This is a genomic window from Streptomyces sp. NPDC032745 (assembly GCF_055579465.1).
The window spans coordinates 143,096-162,612 of record NZ_JBVING010000013.1 but is presented as its reverse complement, the minus strand read 5'-3'; the positions used below and the strand labels follow the sequence as shown (position 1 = coordinate 162,612).

Annotated in this window: 3 protein-coding genes; all 3 read left to right on the top strand. The window is 71.7% G+C overall.

The genetic code is table 11. The features are described from left to right. Positions 1 to 32: 32 nt before the first annotated feature. Genes ACZ5WG_RS29280 through ACZ5WG_RS29270 form a run of 3 tightly spaced genes read left to right on the top strand, consistent with a single transcriptional unit; the run spans position 33 to position 19,472 of the window. A complete protein-coding gene (locus ACZ5WG_RS29280; protein WP_468727053.1) occupies positions 33 to 7,790 on the top strand; it encodes an amino acid adenylation domain-containing protein in 7,758 nt (2,585 codons plus the stop codon). Positions 7,791 to 7,800: 10 nt separating this feature from the next. Then, positions 7,801 to 15,573: an amino acid adenylation domain-containing protein gene (locus ACZ5WG_RS29275; RefSeq protein WP_468727050.1), complete on the top strand. Its 7,773-nt coding sequence runs from the start codon at positions 7,801 to 7,803 to the stop codon at positions 15,571 to 15,573. Continuing rightward, complete coding sequence (locus ACZ5WG_RS29270) at positions 15,573 to 19,472, top strand: non-ribosomal peptide synthetase (protein ID WP_468727048.1); 3,900 nt, start codon at positions 15,573 to 15,575, stop codon at positions 19,470 to 19,472. The genes ACZ5WG_RS29275 and ACZ5WG_RS29270 overlap by 1 nt, the downstream gene beginning before the upstream one ends. The last annotated feature ends 45 nt before the right edge of the window (positions 19,473 to 19,517 follow it).

Below are 19,517 nucleotides of genomic sequence, written 5' to 3'. Positions count from 1 at the left end.
TTGCTCCCTGGTTCCGCCGATTTGGAGAAACAATGATCCCGTTGTCGTTCGCGCAGCGTCGGCTGTGGTTCGTGGACCGGTTCGAAGGCCCTTCGCCGACCTACAACGGCGCTTTCGCCCTGCGGCTGACCGGTGAGCTGAACGTGGGTGCGCTGGAGACGGCGCTCCGCGATGTCATCGACAGGCACGAAGTCCTGCGCACGGTGATCGTCGAGGGCGACGACGGCATCCCGCACCAGGAGGTGCTGGCGTCCGGCCTGAAGCCCTTCGGCCTGCCGGTCGTCGAGGTCGCCGAGGAGAAGAGGGCGGCGGCGGTCGACGCGGCTGCCGTCGAGACCTTCGACCTGGCCGCCGACGTGCCGATCCGCGCCACGCTGGTCCGGACCGGCCCGCTCGACCACACCCTGGTCCTCGTGGTGCACCACATCGCCCTGGACGGTGAGTCCCTCGGGCCGCTGCTCCGCGATCTCACCACGGCGTACTCGGCCCGCAAGGAGGGCGACGCCCCCGTGTGGGAGCCGCTCCCGGTGCAGTACGCGGACTACACGCTGTGGCAGCAGGACATGCTCGGCGACGAGTCCGACCCGGACAGCCTGGCCGCCAGGCAGCTGGAGTACTGGCGCGAGGCCCTGGCCGACATGGCACAGCCGCTGGCCCTGCCCACGGACCGCCCGCGCCCCAAGATGACGAGCCCCCGCGGCGACCTGGTCAAGTTCCCGATCGAGGCCGACCTGCTCCGCGCCGTGGAGAAGGTGGCCGCGGAACAGGACACCACGGTGTCGATGGTCATGCAGTCGGCGCTGGCGGTGCTCCTGCACCACCTCGGCTGCGGTGACGACGTCCCCCTCGGTGCGCCGATCGCCGGCCGCACCGACGAGGAGCTGCGGGACCTCGTCGGGTTCTTCGTCAACACCTGGGTGCTGCGCGTCGACCTGTCCGGGAACCCGACCTTCCTCCAGCTGCTCCAGCGGGTGCGGGACCGGGCGCTCGCCGCGTACGACAACCAGGACATGCCGTTCGAGCGCCTCGTGGAGCTGCTCAACCCGGACCGGTCCACCGCCTACCACCCGTTCTTCCAGGTGATGCTCGCCTGGCAGGAGCCCCTGGGGGACCTGGAGTTCGCCGGCCTCGGTGTCGAGTCCGAGACGCTCGAGACCGGAACCGCCAAGTTCGACCTGTTCTTCAACATGATCCCGGACGGCGCCGGCGGGGCCGGAGTCCGTCTGGAGTACGCCACCGACCTGTTCGACAGGGCGACGGTCGAGCGCCTCGCCGACCGGTTCGTGCGCGTGCTGGGCGAGCTCGTGGCCGACTCGGAGCGCGCCGTCGGCGGCATCGACGTGCTCGACGCGGCCGAGCGGGACCTTCTGCTCGTCCGGTTCAACGACAACGCCACGGCGGCGTCCGAGCTGACGGTCCCGGAGCTGTTCGAGAGCCAGGCGGCCAGGACCCCGGACGCCCCGGCGATCGTGTGCAACGACCGGACGCTGACCTACCGGGAGCTCGACGACCGGGCGAACGCCGTCGCGTGGGAGCTGGTCCGGCGCGGTGCCGGCCCGGAGGACCTGGTGGTCCTCGCGCTGCCCCGCACGGAGGACCTCGTCGTCGGCCTGCTCGGCATCCTCAAGTCCGGTGCCGGCTACGTGCCGATGGACCCGCAGTACCTCGCCGGACGCGCGGAGACCGTGCTGTCCGAGGCGCGCCCGCGTTTCGTGGTCACCGACACCGCGACGGCGCAGGACCTGCCGCAGAACGACATGTCGAGCATCAACCTCGACCTCCGCGCCGAATGGGACGCGCCCCGGGGAGCGCTGGACAACACCGGCCGCATCTCGCCGCTGGGCCCGGACAACCTGGCGTACGTGATGTACACCTCCGGCTCCACGGGCAAGCCGAAGGGCGCGGCGATCACCCACCGCAGCGTCGTCAACGGCGTGCAGGAGCTGGTGCGCGTCATCGACGCCCCGACCGGCTGGAAGATGCTCGCCGGCACCTCGGTGAACTTCGACGTCTCGGTCTTCGAGCTGCTGACCACCCTGTCCACCGGCGGCACCGCCGAGGTCGTGCCGAACGCGCTGGCGCTCGCCGAGCGGGACAGCTGGGACGGCCACGTCATCAGCGGTGTCCCCTCGGTGCTCGGCGAACTCGTGGGTCACCTGGACAAGGCGACCGACGTGCGCACGGTCGTCTTCGCGGGCGACGTGCTCCCGGCCCGACTGGTGCGCCAGGTCCGCGAGGCCCTGCCCGACGTACAGATCGTGAACTCCTACGGGCAGAGCGAGAGCTTCTACGCCACCACCTTCTCCCTCCCCGCGGCCCAGGAGTGGGCGGAGAGCGACGTCGCGCCCATCGGCACCCCGCTGGGGAACATGCGTGCCTACGTGCTGGGCCCGGGCCTCGCCCCGGTGCCGCAGGGCGTGATCGGTGAGCTGTACGTCGTCGGCACCTGCCTCGGCCGCGGCTACCACGACCGCCCGGGCCTGACCGCCGAGCGCTTCGTGGCGAACCCGTTCGCCGCCGGCGAGCGGATGTACCGCACGGGCGACCTGGCCCGCTGGAACGCACACGGTGAACTGGAGTGCGTCGGCCGCGGTGACGGCCAGGTGAAGGTGCGCGGCTTCCGCATCGAGACCGCCGAGGTGGAGGCGGCGATCACGCAGCACCCCGGTATCAGCGAGGCCGTGGTGATCAGCCGCGAGGTGGGCTCGGACGGGCGGCGTCTCGTCGCCTACGTGGTGCACACCGGCGAGGGGGCCGTCGGTGACGACGGCGCCGGCGGCATCGGCGACGTGGACGTGCAGGCCGGAGCCTCGGCCGCAGAGCTGCGCAAGTTCGTCGCGGCACGGCTGCCCGACTACATGGTGCCGTCGGCCTTCGTGGCCGTCAGCCAGCTGCCGCTCGGCCCGACCGGCAAGCTGGACCGCTCGGCGCTGCCCGAGCCGGAGTTCCTGGGCGAGGCCTACCGGGAGCCGCGCACCGAGGCCGAGAAGATCATCACCGCCGCGTACGCGGACGTGCTCGGCGTGGACCGGGTCGGCATCGACGACGACTTCTTCGCCGTCGGCGGCGACAGCCTGCGCTCCATCCAGGTCGTGGCCCGGGCCCGGGCCCGCGGCCTGAACCTGACCACGCGGGAGATCTTCGAGTGCCGCACCGCGGAGCGGCTGGCCGAGGTGGCCTCCGACCGCAAGGACCAGGTGCCGGTGCTCGCGGAGCTCGAGGGCGGCGGCGTCGGCGAGCTGGCGCTGCAGCCGGTGGCGCAGCACGTGTTCGAGCACGGCGGCGGGATCAACCGTTTCGCCATGTCGATCGTGCTCGAGCTGCCCACGGGCATCGACGAGAGCGGACTGGCCGCGACGCTGGACGCCGTGCTCGACCGGCACGACCTCCTGCGCGCGCAGCTGGTGCGCGGTGACGAGCCCTCCCTCGTCGTACGTCCGCAGGGCGCCGTACGGGCGGCGGAGCTGATCCGCCGCGTGCCCATAGCCGGCGGGTGGGACGACCCCGCCGCGCTGGAGGCGGCGAAGGCCGAGGTGGACGCCGCGGCCGGCCGGCTCGACCCGGAAGCCGGGACCATGGCCGACTTCGTCTGGTTCGCCGCGGACTCCGGTGCGGGCAGGCTGCTCGTGGTGCTGCACCACCTGGTGGTGGACGGCGTCTCCTGGCGCATCCTCATGTCGGACTTCGCCGAGGCGTGGCAGCAGGTCAAGTCCGGTAAGGCGGCCGAGCTGCCCGAGGTCGGCACGTCGGCCCGCCGCTGGGCGGCGGCGCTGGAGTCCGAGGCCCTCTCCCCGGAGCGGGAAGAGGAGCTGGACTACTGGCGCGACATGCTCGAGTCGCCCAACCTCCCGCTGGGCGAGCGGGCGTTCGATCCCGCCGTGGACACCATGTCCACCCTCGACATCGTGCGCGTGCAGCTGCCCGCCGAGGTCACCGAGGCGGTGCTGACCAAGCTTCCCGCCGCGTTCAAGGGCACCGGCACCGACGTGCTGCTCGCCGCGCTCGCCCTCGCGGTGAACCGCTGGCGCGGTGACGACCGTTCGACCCTCGTCCGCCTGGAAGGACACGGGCGCGAGGAGGACGTCGTCCCCGGCGCGGACCTCTCCCGGACCGTCGGATGGTTCACCAGCATGTACCCGGCCCGGGTCGACGTGCAGGGCGTGGACCTGGCCGACGTGCTCGCGGGCGGCTCCGCCGCCGGCAAGGCGATCAAGCTGGTCAAGGAACAGCTGCGCGGCGTCCCGGACAAGGGACTGGGCTACGGTCTGCTGCGCTGGCTGAACCCGGAGACCGCCCCGCAGCTCGAGGACTACGCGGCGCCGCAGATCGGCTTCAACTACCTCGGCCGGATCTCCGACGCCGACGTGCCCGAGCACCTGCGCGCCGACGGCTGGGTGCCGGCGGACTGGTCCGCCCAGCTGATCCCGATGCCCGACCCGGACCTGCCCGCGCTGTCCGCGCTGGAGGTCAACTCGGTCGTCACGGACACCGCCGACGGCGCCCGGCTCCAGGCCGTCTTCATGTTCCCCACCGGGGTGCTGTCCCACGAGCGCACCGCCGAACTGGCCGAGCTGTGGGTCGAGGTGCTGCACGGCATGGCCGCGCACGCCGCGCGCCCGCAGACCGGCGGGCTCACGCCCTCGGACGCCCCGCTGGTCTCGGTGAAGCAGGACGAGATCGACGACTGGGAGGAGCACTACGGCAAGCTGGTCCAGGTGTGGCCGCAGGCCCCGGGCCAGTCCGGCATCCAGTTCCAGGCCGCGCTCGCCGACGGCAACTTCGACGTCTACCACATGCAGTTCCTGCTGCACCTGACCGGGCACGTGGACCCGGCGCGCATGCGGGCGGCCGGGCAGGCGCTCCTCGAGCGGTACCCGAACCTGCGCTCCGCGTTCGTGGCCGGAGCCGACGGCGATCCGGTCCAGGTCGTGGCGGAGCACGTCGACATCCCCTGGCGGCACATCGACCTGACCGGTCTCGACGAGGCCGGGCAGGAAGCGGCGGTCGACAAGGCCCTCGCCGACGACCGGGCCGACCAGCTCGACCCCACCCGGCCGCCGCTGATCCGCCTGGCCCTGCTCACCTGCGGGCCGCAGAAGGCGAAGCTCATCATCACGGCCCACCACACCCTGTTCGACGGGTGGTCGTCGCCGCTGGTGATCAAGGACCTGGTGCGGCTGTACGGCGGCACCGAGGAGCTCGCCCCGGTCCGGAGCTACGGCGACTACCTGGGCTGGCTGTCCAAGCAGGACCGGGACGCATCGGCCGCCCGGTGGAAGGACGAGCTCGCCGAATTCGACCAGCCGACCCTCCTGGCCGCGGACCTTCCCGAGAAGGGTGAGGCCTCCCGCCTCGGCCGCGTCGAGGTCCCGCTGTCGATCGACAAGGGCCGGGAACTCGCCCGGCGCGCCGCGGAACTCGGCGTCACGCTGAACACGCTGCTCCAGGGCGCGTGGGCCGTCCTCCTCTCGAAGCTGACCGGCCAGAACGACGTCGTGTTCGGCGCGGCCGTCAACGGTCGCCCGGCGGACCTGGTCGGTTCGGACGAGATGGTCGGCCTCTTCATCAACACCCTGCCGACCAGGGTGCGCTGCCGGCCGGACCAGACCGTCGGCGAGGTCATCGCCGACCTGCAGGACCGGCAGATCTCACTGCTCGACCACCACTACTACGGCCTGGCCGACATCCAGCGCGGCGTCGGACTGCCCGCCCTGTTCGACACGATCGTCGTGTTCGAGAACTACCCGATCGACCGCGAGGGCATCGTCGAGGCGAACGACTCGGCGGGCTTCACGATCGACGCCATCCGGCCGTTCGCCGGCTCGCACTACCCGCTCACCCTCAACTCCTCCGACCCGTACCTGCGGCTCTCCCTCGACTACCAGACCAACCTCTTCGAGCGCGACGCGGCCGAGGAGATCGCCGCCCGGCTCGTCCGGGTGCTGGAGCAGGTGCTCGAGGACCCGAAGAAGCCGGTCGGTGCCATGGAGGTGCTGTCGGCGCAGGAGCGGGACTGGCTGGTCAAGGGGATCAATGACACGGCACATCCGGTGGCGCCGGACACTCTGCCGGGCGCGTTCGAGGCTCAGGTGGAGCGCACCCCTGACGGTGTGGCGCTGATCGGCGAGCAGGAGACCCTGACCTACGGCGAGTTCAACCGGCGCGCGAACCGGCTGGCGCACTGGCTGGTCGAGCAGGGTGCCGGCGCCGAGCAGCTGGTCGCCGTGAAGATCCCCCGCTCGGTGGACCTGATGGTGGCGATCTACGCGGTGGTGAAGGCCGGTGCGGCCTACCTGCCGATCGACACCGAGCTGCCCGAGGACCGGGTGGCGCGCGTGCTGGACAGCGCGAAGCCGCTGCTGGTGCTCGACGCAGACCTTCCGGACGTCTCCGAGTACCCGCAGACGAACCCGGAGCGCGCACTGACGCCGGACAACGCCGCGTACGTCATCTACACCTCCGGTTCCACCGGCCGTCCCAAGGGCGTGCAGGTGGCGCACCGGGCGATCCTGAACCGGCTCAAGTGGGGTCTGGCGCACTTCGACGTCGGCGCCCGGGACCGGGTGCTGCTGAGCACCACGGCCAGCTTCGACGTCTCGGTGCCGGAGCTGTTCGCGCCGCTCCAGGTCGGCGCCGCGGTCGTGATCGCGCGTCCCGACGGGCGTCGGGACCCGGCCTACCTCGCCGACCTGATCCAGCGGGAGCGTGTCACCGGAGCGGACTTCGTGCCCTCCCTGCTGGAGGCGTTCGTCAACGAGCCCTCGGCGAAGGAGTGCACCAGCCTGCGCTGGATCGAGGTCGCCGGTGAGGCGTTCCCGCCCGCGCTTGCCAACCGCGTCGTCGAGGTGCTGCCGGGCTGCGGTGTGCACAACCTCTACGGGCCCACCGAGGCGTCCGTCGAGGTCACGGCGTACCAGCACGTGCCGGGTGCCGACCGGGTGCCGATCGGCGCCCCCGTGTGGAACACCCAGGTGTACGTGCTGGACGAGGCGCTGCGCCCGGTCGCGCCGGGGGTCACCGGCGAGCTGTACCTGGCCGGTACCGGGCTCGCCCGGGGCTACCTGGGACAGACGGAGCTGACCGCGAACCGGTTCGTCGCCTGCCCCTTCGGCGAGCCGGGAACCCGGATGTACCGCACCGGCGACGTCGTGCGGTGGAACCAGGACGGCCAGGTCGAGTACATCGGCCGGTCCGACTTCCAGGTCAAGCTCCGCGGCTTCCGCATCGAGCTCGGCGAGATCGAGACGGCGCTGGCCAAGCACCCGGACGTCGACGGCGCGGTGGCCCTGGTCCGCGAGGACCGCCCCGGTGACCAGCGGCTCGTCGCGTACGTGGTGACGGCCAAGCCGGCGGCCCAGCTGGATCTCACGGCCCTGACGGACCTGGCCCGGGACAACCTGCCCGAGTACATGGTCCCCTCGGCCATCGTGCCGCTCGCGGCCTTCCCCACCACGCCGAGCGGGAAGCTCGACCGCAAGGCGCTCCCCGCACCGGACCACACGGAAGCCGCCGTGACCGGACGAGGGCCTCGCAACCACAACGAGGAAGTCCTCTGCCGGCTGTTCGCCGAACTGCTGGGTCTGGAGGAGGTCGGCATCGACGCCGACTTCTTCGACCACGGCGGGCACTCGCTGCTCGCCACCCGGCTGACCGGCCGCATCCGCAACGAGCTCAAGGTCGACGTGAAGGTCACCACCGTGTTCCGCAGTCCGACCGTCGCCGAACTGGCGACCCGGCTCGAGAAGACGGGCACGTCGAACCGCCCCCAGCTTCGCCCGATGAACGTGTAGGAGTACGTCGATGATCCCGTTGTCCTTCGCACAGCGTCGGCTGTGGTTCCTCCACCGTCTGGAAGGCCCGTCCGCGACCTACAACATCCCGTTCGTGCTGCGCCTGGACGGGCCGCTGGACACGGCGGCCCTGGCCGCGGCGGTGACGGACGTCGTCACCCGGCACGAGAGCCTGCGCACCCTGATCGCCGAGAACGAGGACGGCACCCCGGAGCAGCGGATCGTGCCCGCGCAGGAGGCCGCCCTCCAGTTCCGGGTGGTCGACGTGGCCGCGGACGCGGTGGAGGCCGCGGCCGCCGAGGCCGCGTGCGAAGGCTTCGACCTCGACACGGAGCTCCCCCTGCGGACCACCGTGCTGCGGATCTGCCCGCAGGAGCACGTGGTGGTGTTCGTCATCCACCACATCGCCGCGGACGGGGCGTCGATGGCGCCCTTCATCCGGGACCTGCTGTCGGCGTACTCGGCCCGCAAGCAGGGCGGTGCGCCGCAGTGGACTCCCCTTCCGATCCAGTACAAGGACTACACGCTGTGGCAGCGCGAGGTCCTCGGCGACGAGGAGGACCCGGACAGCGTCGCCGCGGCGCAGCTGGACTACTGGCGCACCGAACTGGCCGGCGTCCCGCAGCCGGTCCAGCTCCCGCTGGACCGGCCGCGGCCGACGGCGGCCGACCACCGCGGCGGCCACGTCGACTTCGAGCTGGAACCGGAACTCCTTGCCGGAGTCGGGAAGCTCGCCGGGTCGCACGGCGCCACCGCGCCCATGGTCGCCCAGGCCGTGCTCGCGGTGCTCCTGCACCACCTCGGCGCCGGCAACGACCTGACCATCGGCAGCCCGATCGAGGGGCGCGCCGACGAGCAGCTCGACGACCTGATCGGTTTCTTCGCCAACACCTGGGTGCTGCGCGTCGACCTCTCGCAGAACCCCTCGTTCGGCGACCTGCTGGACCAGGTCCGCGACCGGGCCCTGGCCGCGTACGACAACCAGGACGTTCCGTTCGAGCGCCTGGTGGAGCTGCTGAGCCCGGACCGCACCACCGCCTACCAGCCGCTGTTCCAGGTCATGCTGGCCTGGCAGTTCGAGTGGTCGCAGATCGAGACCCCGGGTCTGCGCATCACCCCCGTCCCGGCAGGCACCGGCACCGCGAAGTTCGACCTGTTCTTCAACATCGTCCCGGCCCCGGCCGGTGGCGCGTACGGGCGGCTGGAGTACGCGACCGAGCTGTTCGACCACGCCACGGCCGAGAGCCTCGTCGACCGCTACGTGCGCGTGCTGCGCCAGGTGGTCGCCGACTCGGGGACGCGGCTCGGCGGGGTGGACGTGCTCACCGACGCCGAACGCAGCTGGCTGACCAAGCTGAACGAGACGACGGTACCGGTGAGCGGCACGACGGTGCCGGAGCTCGTCGCCGCCCAGGCGGCGCAGACGCCGGACGCGACCGCGGTGGTGTCCGGACGGGCCACGCTGTCCTACCGGGAGCTGGACGCCCGCGCCAACCGGCTGGCTGCGGTGCTGCAGGACCGCGGTGTCGGGCCGGACGTCCTGGTCGCCGTGGCACTGCCACGGTCCGCTGACCTGGTGGTCGCGCTCCTCGCCGTACTCAAGGCCGGCGGCGCCTACCTGCCGATCGACCCCAACTACCCGGCCGCACGAGTCGACCTGCTGCTCGACACGGCCGACCCCGCACTGGTGCTGACCGATTACCAGACGGCGCCGACCGTGTCCAAGTGCCGCCAGCCGGTACTCCACCTCAACGACCTGAGCCTCGAGGGCCGGGCCGTCGAGGCCCCGGACGTCCGCATCGGGCCGGACAACCTGGCCTACGTGATGTTCACGTCGGGGTCGACCGGGACGCCCAAGGGCGTCGCCATCACCCATGGCAGCGTGGTCAACGGTGTGCAGGACCTGCGTCGGACCGTGCAGGTCGAGGCCGGCTCCCGGATGCTCGCCGCGACCTCGGTGAACTTCGACGTCTCCGTGTTCGAGATCTTCACCGCGCTGACCAGCGGTGCGAGCGTCGAGGTCGTCCGTGACGTGCTCGAACTCGCCGAGCGCGGCAGCTGGTCCGGCACGACCATCAGCGCCGTGCCCGCGGTGTTCTCCGCGCTGCTCGACCAGATCACCGGTGCCCCGGACGGCCTCGAACTCGAGGTGGACACCGTCATCTTCGCGGGCGAAGCCCTGTCGGCCGACCTGGTCCGCAAGGTGCGCCGCGCCCTGCCCGACGTCCGTGTCGTCAACGCCTACGGACAGACGGAAAGCTTCTACGCCGCCACGCACACGCTCCCGCAGCAGTCGGCCGGGACCGGTGCGGTACCGGTCGGAGCGCCCCTGGCCAACATGCGCACGTACGTGCTGGGGCCGGAGCTCACCCCGGTCGCGCCCGGCGTGATCGGCGAACTGTACGTCGGCGGTCTGATCGCCCGCGGCTACCACGGCAACGGCACCATCACCGCGGAGCGGTTCGTCGCATGCCCCTTCGGCCCCGCCGGCGCGCGCATGTACCGCACCGGTGACCTGGCCCAGTGGGACGAGAACGGCCGGCTGAAGTACGCGGGACGCGCCGACAACCAGGTGAAGGTCAACGGCATCCGTGTCGAGCCGACCGAGATCGAGACGGCCCTCGCCCAGCACTCCGCGGTCGGCCAGGCCGTGGTCACGGTCGGCGAGGACCACACCGGCACCGCACGGCTCGTCGGCTACGTGGCGCCCGCGGGCGCCACCGACGGCGAAGCCGCCCCGGACGCCGCCCTCTCCCCGGCGGACCTGCAGCGGTTCGTGGCCAAGCGGCTGCCGGACTACATGGTGCCCGCGCTGATCGTGGTGCTGGACCGGCTGCCGCTGAACGCGAACGGAAAGCTGGACCGGGCCGCGCTGCCCGAGCCGGAGTTCGCCCGCACCGAGTACCGGGCGCCGCGCAACGAGGCCGAGCGGGTCCTGGCCGAGGTGTACGCGGACGTGCTCGGCAGCGAGCAGGTGGGCATCGACGACGACTTCTTCACCAGCGGCGGCGACAGCATCCGTTCCATCCAGGTCGTCGCGCGGGCCAAGACGCGCGGCGTGGTGGTCAGCACGCGGGAGATCTTCGAGCACCGCACGGTCGCCCGGCTCGCGGAACTGGTCGAAGGCCGGGAGGAAGAGGAGCGGGTCGTCCTGGCCGAACTGCCGGGCGGTGGCGTGGGCTGGGCTCCGCTGCCCCCGACGGGTGCGCACGTACTCGGCCTGGGCGGCGCAACCGGCCGGTTCTGCATGTCCGCGCTGCTCACCCTGCCCGAGGACATCGACCGTACGGGTCTGCTCGCCACGCTCCAGGCCGTCCTGGACCGTCACGACGTGCTGCGCTCCCGCCTCGACCGGGCGGAGCCGGGCCTGCGCATGGAGCCCGTCGGCAGCGTGGACGCCGGCGCGCTGGTGCACGAGGTCGGCTACGCCGGCGCCGACGTGCAGGCCGAGCTGGACGCGGCCGCGGACCGGCTCGACCCGGACGCGGGCGTCATGGCCCAGTTCGTGTGGCTCACCTCCGCCGCGGAGGCGGACCGCCTGCTGATCGTGCTGCACCACCTGGTCGTCGACGGCGTGTCCTGGCGCATCCTGGTGCCGGACCTGGCCGCCGCATGGAAGCGGATCCGTGCGGGCCTCGCCCCGGAAGCCGCCCCGGAGAGCACCTCGCTGCGCCGGTGGATGCACGCCCTCGCCGACGAGGCGGCCACCCCGGAGCGGGTGGCGGAACTGCCCGTGTGGCAGGAGATGCTCAGCGGCGAGGAGCCCGTGCTCGGCGCCCGGGACGTGGACCCGGCGCGCGATGTCACGGCCACCGTGGACACCGTACGCATCCAGGTGCCGGCCGACGTCACCGCGACCCTGCTCGACACGGTGCCCGCGGTGTTCCGCGGCGGTGTCGACGACGGGCTGCTGGCCGGCCTGGCGCTGGCACTGGCGCGCTGGCGTCGGACGCGGGGCGTGTCCGGGGACTCGACGCTGGTCCGGCTCGAAGGCCACGGCCGCGAGGACCACCTCGTGCCCGGTGCCGACCTGTCCGGCACGATCGGCTGGTTCACCGCGATGTACCCGGTGAAGCTGGACCTGGCGGGCGTCGACGTCGCGGACGCGTTCGCCGGCGGCCCCGCCGCCGGCCGCGCGGTCAAGGCCGTCAAGGAACAGCTGCGCGCCGTGCCGGACAACGGCATGGGCTACGGCCTGCTGCGCCACCTCAACACGGAGACCGCCCCCGCGCTCGCCGGACGGCGGGAGCCGCGGATCGGCTTCAACTACCTGGGCCGGGCGTCCAGCGCGGACATCCCCGAGGAGCTGCGGGGCCTCGGCTGGGCGCCGGACACCACCCACCAGGACCTGATCGCCGCGCCCGACGCGGACATGCCGGTGCTGTCGGCGCTGGAGATCAACGCCGTGGCCGCCGGTGACGAGCTGACCGCCTACTTCGGCTTCCCGACCGGGGTGCTCTCCCGCGACGAGGTCACCGAGCTGGCCGGGCTGTGGGTCGAGGCGCTGACCGCCCTGGCCCGGCACGCCACGACCCCCGAAGCCGGCGGCCTGACCCCGAGCGACGCACCCCTGGTCGAGGTGGGCCAGCAGGAGATCGACACCTGGGAGACCCGGTTCGGCAAGCTGGCCAAGGTGTGGCCGACGACCCCGGTGCAGTCCGGGATGCTGTTCCACACGATGCTGGCCGGCGCCGAGTTCGACGCCTACCACATGCAGCTGGTGTTCCACCTGTCCGGCGAGGTCGACCCGGAGCGGATGCACCTGGCTGCGCAGGCCCTGCTGGCGCGCCACCCCAGCCTCCGCGCCGCGTTCGTCAACCGGGCGGACGGCGACGTGGTGCAGGTGGTGCCCGAGACGGTGTCGCTGCCGTGGCAGTACCTCGACCTGACCGCCCTCGACGAGGCGGAACGGACCGAGCAGTTCGAGGCGTTCCTCGCCGAGGACCGGAGCGCCTACTTCGACGTGGCCACCCCGCCGCTGATCCGCGTGGCGCTCGTCGTCCTCGAGCACGGCCGCGCCGAGCTAGTGATGACCGCCCACCACGTGCTCATCGACGGCTGGTCCATGCCCCTGCTCATGCGGGACCTGCTGCTGCTCTACGCGTCCCACGGCGACCCGGCCGGTCTGCCCGCGACCCGCGACTTCGGCGAGTTCCTCTCCTGGCGCGCCCGCCAGGACCAGGAGGAGACCGCCCGGGTGTGGGCGGCCGAGCTGGACGGCGTCGAGGAGCCGACCCTGCTCGTGCCCGGCTCCGAAGGCGGGGGCGAGGGCGTCGGCCAGGTCGACATCACGCTCCCCGAGGAGGAGGCCCGCGCCCTGAGCCGGCGCGCCACCGAGCTGGGCGTCACCGTCAACACCCTGGTCCAGGGTGCCTGGGGGCTGCTGCTCGGCCAGCTCACCGGCCGCCAGGACGTGGTGCTCGGCGCCACCGTCTCCGGGCGCCCGCCCGAGGTGACGGACGTCGACTCGATCGTCGGGATGTTCATCAACACCCTTCCCGTACGCGTCGAGTACGGACCCGGCGACACCCTCGCCGAGGTCCTCACCCGGCTGCAGAGCCGGCAGGCCCGGCTCCTGGACCACCACTACTACGGGCTCACCGAGATCCAGCAGTCCGTCGGCCTGAAGTCCCTCTTCGACACGCTGGTCGTCTTCGAGTCGTACCCGGTCGACGAGGAAGGCATCGGCGCCGCCTCCGACGCCGCGGACGGGATCGCCTTCACGGGCCTGCGCGCGGCCACGGGCACCAACTACCCGCTGACGCTGATGGCGGCGCTCGACCCGCACCTCCACTTCATCCTCCAGTACACGCAGGGCGTCTTCGAGCAGGACGCCGTGGAGGTGCTCGCGGCCCGCCTCGTGCGCGTCCTGCGGCAGCTGGCGGCCGGCCCCGACCTGAAGGTCGCCGACGTCGACATCCTGGATCCGGCCGAACGCGACCGGCTGCTCACCGAGTTCAACGACACGGCCGTCCCGACTCCGGACGTCACGATCAACGAGCTCGTCGAGGAACAGGCGGCGCGGACCCCGGACGAGGTCGCCGTGATCGCCGAGGGCGAGTCGCTCACGTACCGCGAGGTGGACGCCCGGGCCAACCGCCTGGCGCGCGAACTGGCCGGACGCGGGGTGGGCCCGGAGTCGGTGGTCGCGGTGTCGCTGCCGCGGTCGGCGGACCTGGTGGTCGCACTGCTCGCGGTCCTGAAGGCGGGCGGCGCGTACCTGCCGGTCGACCCCAAGTACCCCAGCCACCGCCTCGAGGCCATCCTCGAGGAGGCGCGGCCGCGCCTGGTCCTGACGGACTCCAAGACCGTCGCGGTGCTGCCGGGGCACGACGCCCCGGACGTCTTCCTCGACACGCTCGACCTGTCCGGCGACGACACGGGCCTCGCACTGCCGCTCCACGCGGATCAGCTGGCGTACGTCATGTACACCTCCGGCTCCACGGGCAAGCCCAAGGGCGTCGCCATCACCCACGCCAACGTGGTCAACGGCGTGCTGCGGCTCGCCTCCCGCGTCGGCATGGAGCCGGGCAAGCGGCTCCTCGCGGGCACGTCGGTCAACTTCGACGTCTCGGCGTTCGAGATCTTCACGACCCTCGCCTCCGGCGGCGTCGTCGAAGTGGTCCGGGACGTCCTGGTCCTGGGCGAGCGGGAGGGCTGGAGCGGCAGCGTCATCTCCACCGTGCCGTCCGCCTTCGCCGAACTCGTCGACGAGATCTCCGGCCGCACCAGCGTGGAGACGGTCGTCTTCGCCGGCGAGGCCCTGCCCTCGTCGCTCGTCGAGAAGACGCGAAAGGCCTTCCCGGGCGTACGGGTCGTCAACGCCTACGGGCAGAGCGAGTCGTTCTACGCCACCACCTTCGCCGTCCACGGCGACATGCAGCCCGGGTCGGGCAGCACGCCCGTCGGCACCCCGCTCGGCAACATGCGGGCCTACGTCCTCGGCCCCGGCCTGACTCCGCTGCCGCCCGGCGCCGTCGGCGAGCTGTACGTCGGCGGAAGCGTGGGCCGCGGCTACCACGGCCGCGCAGAACTGACCGCAGAGCGTTTCGTCGCCGACCCGTTCGGCCCGTCCGGCTCGCGCATGTACCGCACCGGTGACCTGGCGCGCTGGAACGCCGACGGCCGGCTGGAGTACGCGGGCCGCGGGGACGCGCAGGTCAAGGTGCGCGGCTTCCGCGTCGAGCCCGGCGAGGTCGAGGCCGCGGTCACCGCGCACCCCGGGGTCGCGCAGGCCGTCGTCATCGCCTGCGACGGGCGCGCCGGCAGCACCAGCAAGCAGCTGGTCGCCTATGTCGTGCCCGTCGTCACCGGCGAGGACACCAAGACCGGCGACGGCTCCGGCCCGTCGACGAAGGAGCTGCACGGCTTCGTCTCGGAGCGGCTGCCGGACTTCATGGTGCCGGCCGCCTTCATGCTCCTCGACCGGCTGCCGCTCGGCCCGAACGGAAAGCTGGACCGGGCCGCGCTGCCCGAACCGGAGTACAACGGCGCCGCCTACAGAGCGCCTCGAACTCCCCGCGAGGAGACCCTGGCCAAGCTGTTCGCCGAGGTGCTCGGTGTGGACCGGGTCGGCATCGACGACGGCTTCTTCGAGCTCGGCGGGCACTCGCTGCTCGCCACCAGGCTGATCAGCCGCGCCCGCGCCGAGATGGGGATCGAGATACCGATCCGGAAGATCTTCGACCTGCCGTCGGTGGCCGCGCTCGCCACCTGGTCGCAGGAGTCGGCCGCTCCCCGTCGCCCCAGCTTGCGCCAGATGATCGTTAAGGATGTGAAGTGATGATTCCGCTGTCATTCGCACAACGCCGTATGTGGCTTCTCCACCAGCTGGAAGGGGGGGCGGCGACCTACAACATCTCCGCCGCCTTCCGGCTGACCGGATCCCTGGACCAGGACGCCCTCGCCGCGGCGATCCGCGACGTGGTCGACCGGCACGAGATCCTGAGAACCACGTACGCGACGGATGACGACGGAGAGCCCTACTCGCGGATCCTGACGGTGGCGGAGGCCTCGCCCCAGGTGCAGGTGGCCGACGTGGCGCCCGAGGACATGTCCCGCGCGATCGACGAAGCCGTCTCGCACGGGTTCGACCTGGAGGGCGAACTCCCCTTCCGGGCGCACCTGCTGCGCTGCTCCCCCCAGGAGCGCGTCCTCGTCATGGTCGTCCACCACATCGCCTCGGACGGCAGCTCGAGCGCGCCGATGATGCGGGACCTGATCGCCGCCTACGCCGCCCGCCAGGACGGCCAGGCGCCGCAGTGGGAGCCGCTGCCCGTTCAGTACAAGGAGTACGCGCAGTGGCAGCGCGAGGTGCTCGGCGAGGTGTCCGACCCGGAAAGCCTCGCCGCGCAGCAGGTCGAGTACTGGCGCAAGCAGCTGGACGGCGTGCCGCAGCCGCTGAGCCTGCCGACGGACCGCCCGCGGCCCGCGGAGGCGAACTCGCACGGCGAGACGATCGGCCTCTCCGTGGACGCGGAGGTCGCGGCCGGGCTGCAGAGGCTGGCCGACGAGCGCGGTGCGTCCATGTCGATGGTCCTGCAGGGCGCGCTGGCGGTGCTGCTGCGCAAGCTCGGCGGCGGGGACGACCTGACGATCGGCTCCCCGATCGCCGGACGGACCGACGAGGCGCTGGCCGATCTGATCGGGTTCTTCGTCAACACCCAGGTGCTGCGGGCGGACCTCTCCGACAACCCGACCTTCACCGAGCTGCTCGCCCAGGTGCGGGACAAGGCGCTGACGGCCTACGAGTACCAGGACGTCCCGTTCGACCTGCTCGTCGAGGCCATCAACCCCGAGCGCTCCGCGTCCTACCAGCCGCTGTTCCAGGTGATGTTCGCCTGGCAGAGCTACCAGAAGCCGGACCTCGGGATCCCCGGGCTCGAGGTGAAGTTCGAGCAGGCCATCCCGTCGACCGCCATGGTCGACCTGTTCTTCAGCCTGACCGCGGACGAGTCGGGCGCGCTGCAGGGCGACCTCCAGTACGCGACCCAGCTGTTCGACCGCGAGTCGGCCGAGGTGATCGCCGCCCGGCTCGTCCGGGTGCTGGAGCAGCTGGCCGCCGATCCGAGCGTCCGCGTCGGCGACGTCGACGTGCTGAGCGCGGCCGAGCGGCAGCGGCTGCTGCGGGACGTGAACCCCGCCGGCCACGACATCCCCGAGGTCACCCTGGTCGAGCTGTTTGAACGCCAGGCGGCGCAGCGGGCGGACGAGGTCGCCGTGTCCCACGAGGGCGACACGCTCACCTACGGCGAGGTCAACGCCCGGGCCAACCGGCTCGCGCGGCACCTCGTCGCCCAGGGCGTCGGCCCCGAGTCCCTGGTCGGAGTCTGCCTGGAGCGCTCGGCCGAGCTGGTCGTCGCGCTGCTCGCGGTGCTCAAGGCGGGCGGTGCCTATCTCCCGATCGACCCCGACTCCCCGGCCGACCGCATCGCGTACATGGTCCAGGACGCCCAGCCGGTCCTGCTGGTCACCACCAGTTCGAACGCTGCCGCGCAGGGGCTGGACCAGGACCTCCCGCTGGTCCACCTCGACCAGGCCGGGTCCTTCGCCGAGGAGACGGCCGCCGACCTCACCGACGCCGAGCGCCGCACGCCCCTGCGCCCCCAGCACCCGGCGTACGTGATCTACACCTCCGGGTCGACCGGCCGCCCCAAGGGCGTGCTGATCCCGCACAGCAACGTGGTCGGGCTCTTCAGCGCCGCCGAGGACTTCGCCTTCGGCGCGGACGACGTGTGGACCCTCTTCCACTCCTACGCCTTCGACTTCTCGGTGTGGGAGCTGTGGGGGCCGCTGCTGCACGGCGGACGCCTGGTCGTGGTCCCCTACGACGTCTCCCGCTCCCCGGGCGACTTCCTCCAGCTGCTCGCCCGCGAGCGGGTGACCGTCCTCAACCAGACGCCCTCGGCCTTCTACCAGCTCGTCCAGGCCGACGCGGACGCTCCCGGCCAGGACCTGGCCCTGCGGTACGTGGTGTTCGGCGGCGAGGCCCTCGACCTGAACCGCCTTGCCGACTGGTACCAGCGCCACGCCCCGGATGCGCCGGTGCTGGTGAACATGTACGGCATCACCGAGACCACGGTGCACGTCACCCGCATCGACCTGGACGAGAACTCCGCCGCCCGCTTCCGCGCCAGCGTGATCGGCCCGGCCGTCCCGGGCCTGCGCGCCTACGTCCTGGACGCGAACCTCCTGCCGGCGCCCACCGGCGTGACCGGGGAGCTGTACGTGGCGGGCTACGGCCTGGCCCGCGGGTACCACGGCCGGCCGGATCTGACGGCGGGGCGGTTCGTCGCTTGCCCCTTCGGCGTGCCGGGCGAGCGGATGTACCGCTCCGGCGACCTGGTCCGCTGGAGCCGGAACGGTCAGCTGGAGTACGTGGGCCGGGCCGACACCCAGGTGAAGATCCGCGGCTTCCGGATCGAGCTGGGCGAGATCGAGAACGTGCTGGCCGGGCATCCGGGTGTGGCGCAGGCGGTGATCGTGGTGCGCGAGAACCACGAGGACGACAAGCGCATCGTGGGCTACGTGGTGCCCGAGTCCGACGACGAGCCGACCGGTGCGCTGCTCGCCGAGCTGTCCGAGTACATGCGCGAGCGACTCCCGGACTACATGGTGCCCTCCGTGCTGATTCCGCTGTCGGAGATCCCGCTGACCTCGAACGGCAAGCTCGACCGGCGGGCACTGCCCTCGGAGGACGCGAACACCGCGGTGGTCAGCCGGGAGCCGCGCAACGCCTTCGAGGAGAAGCTGTGCGCCCTCTACGGCGAGCTGCTCGGCCTGGAGAAGGTCGGCATCGACGACGGCTTCTTCGCGCTCGGCGGGCACTCGCTGCTGGCCACCCGGCTCAGCGTCCGCATCCGCAACGAGTTCGACATCGACATTCCCATCAGGACGGTCATCAAGTACCCGACGGTGGCCGAGCTGGCCGCGCTGATGCTCGCCGGCGGCGTTCCCGCGGACGACGCGGACTCGTTCGCGGTCGTGCTGCCCCTGAACAGCGATCCCGGTACGGGCAAGGCGCCGGTGTGGTTCTTCCACGGAGGCGGCGGGCTGGGCTGGGCGTACTACAGCTTCGTGCTGCACCTGCAGGACCGGCCGGCCTACGCCCTGCAGTCCCGCGGCTCCGACGGCGTGGACACGCTGGCGGGCTCCGTGCAGGAGATGATCGACGACTACGTCACCCAGATGCTGAAGATCCAGTCGGAGGGGCCGTTCAACCTGATCGGCTGGTCCTACGGCGGCACCATCGTGCAGGCCGTCGCGGATGCGCTCGACCGGCTCGGCCACGAGGTCGCCTTCGTGGCCATCCTGGACGCCCAGCCGGGTGGCCACGGGTTCACGGAGGTACACGCCGGCAAGGAGTCGTCGGACTACCGGGTGGAGCTCGAGGACGACTTCAGCCAGTACATCCGCATGGGCAACCGGCAGGGCCTGCTGGACACCATGTCGAAGGTCATGGCGAACAACACGAACCGGATGATGGATTTCGAATCTCCGGTCTACCGCGGCGACGTGCTGTATTTCAACGCGACGCTCGAGGAGAAGTCGTACGCGCACCTGTGGCGCCCGTACGTCGGCGGTTCCCTCGAGGTGCACGAGATGCACGCCACGCACCACGAAATGCACATGCCCGCACCCGTGGCCGAATTCTTCGAGGTCGTGGGCCGCAAGCTCGCGTAGCGACCGGACATCTATGTACCGGAACTGTTCAACAAACGATCGAAT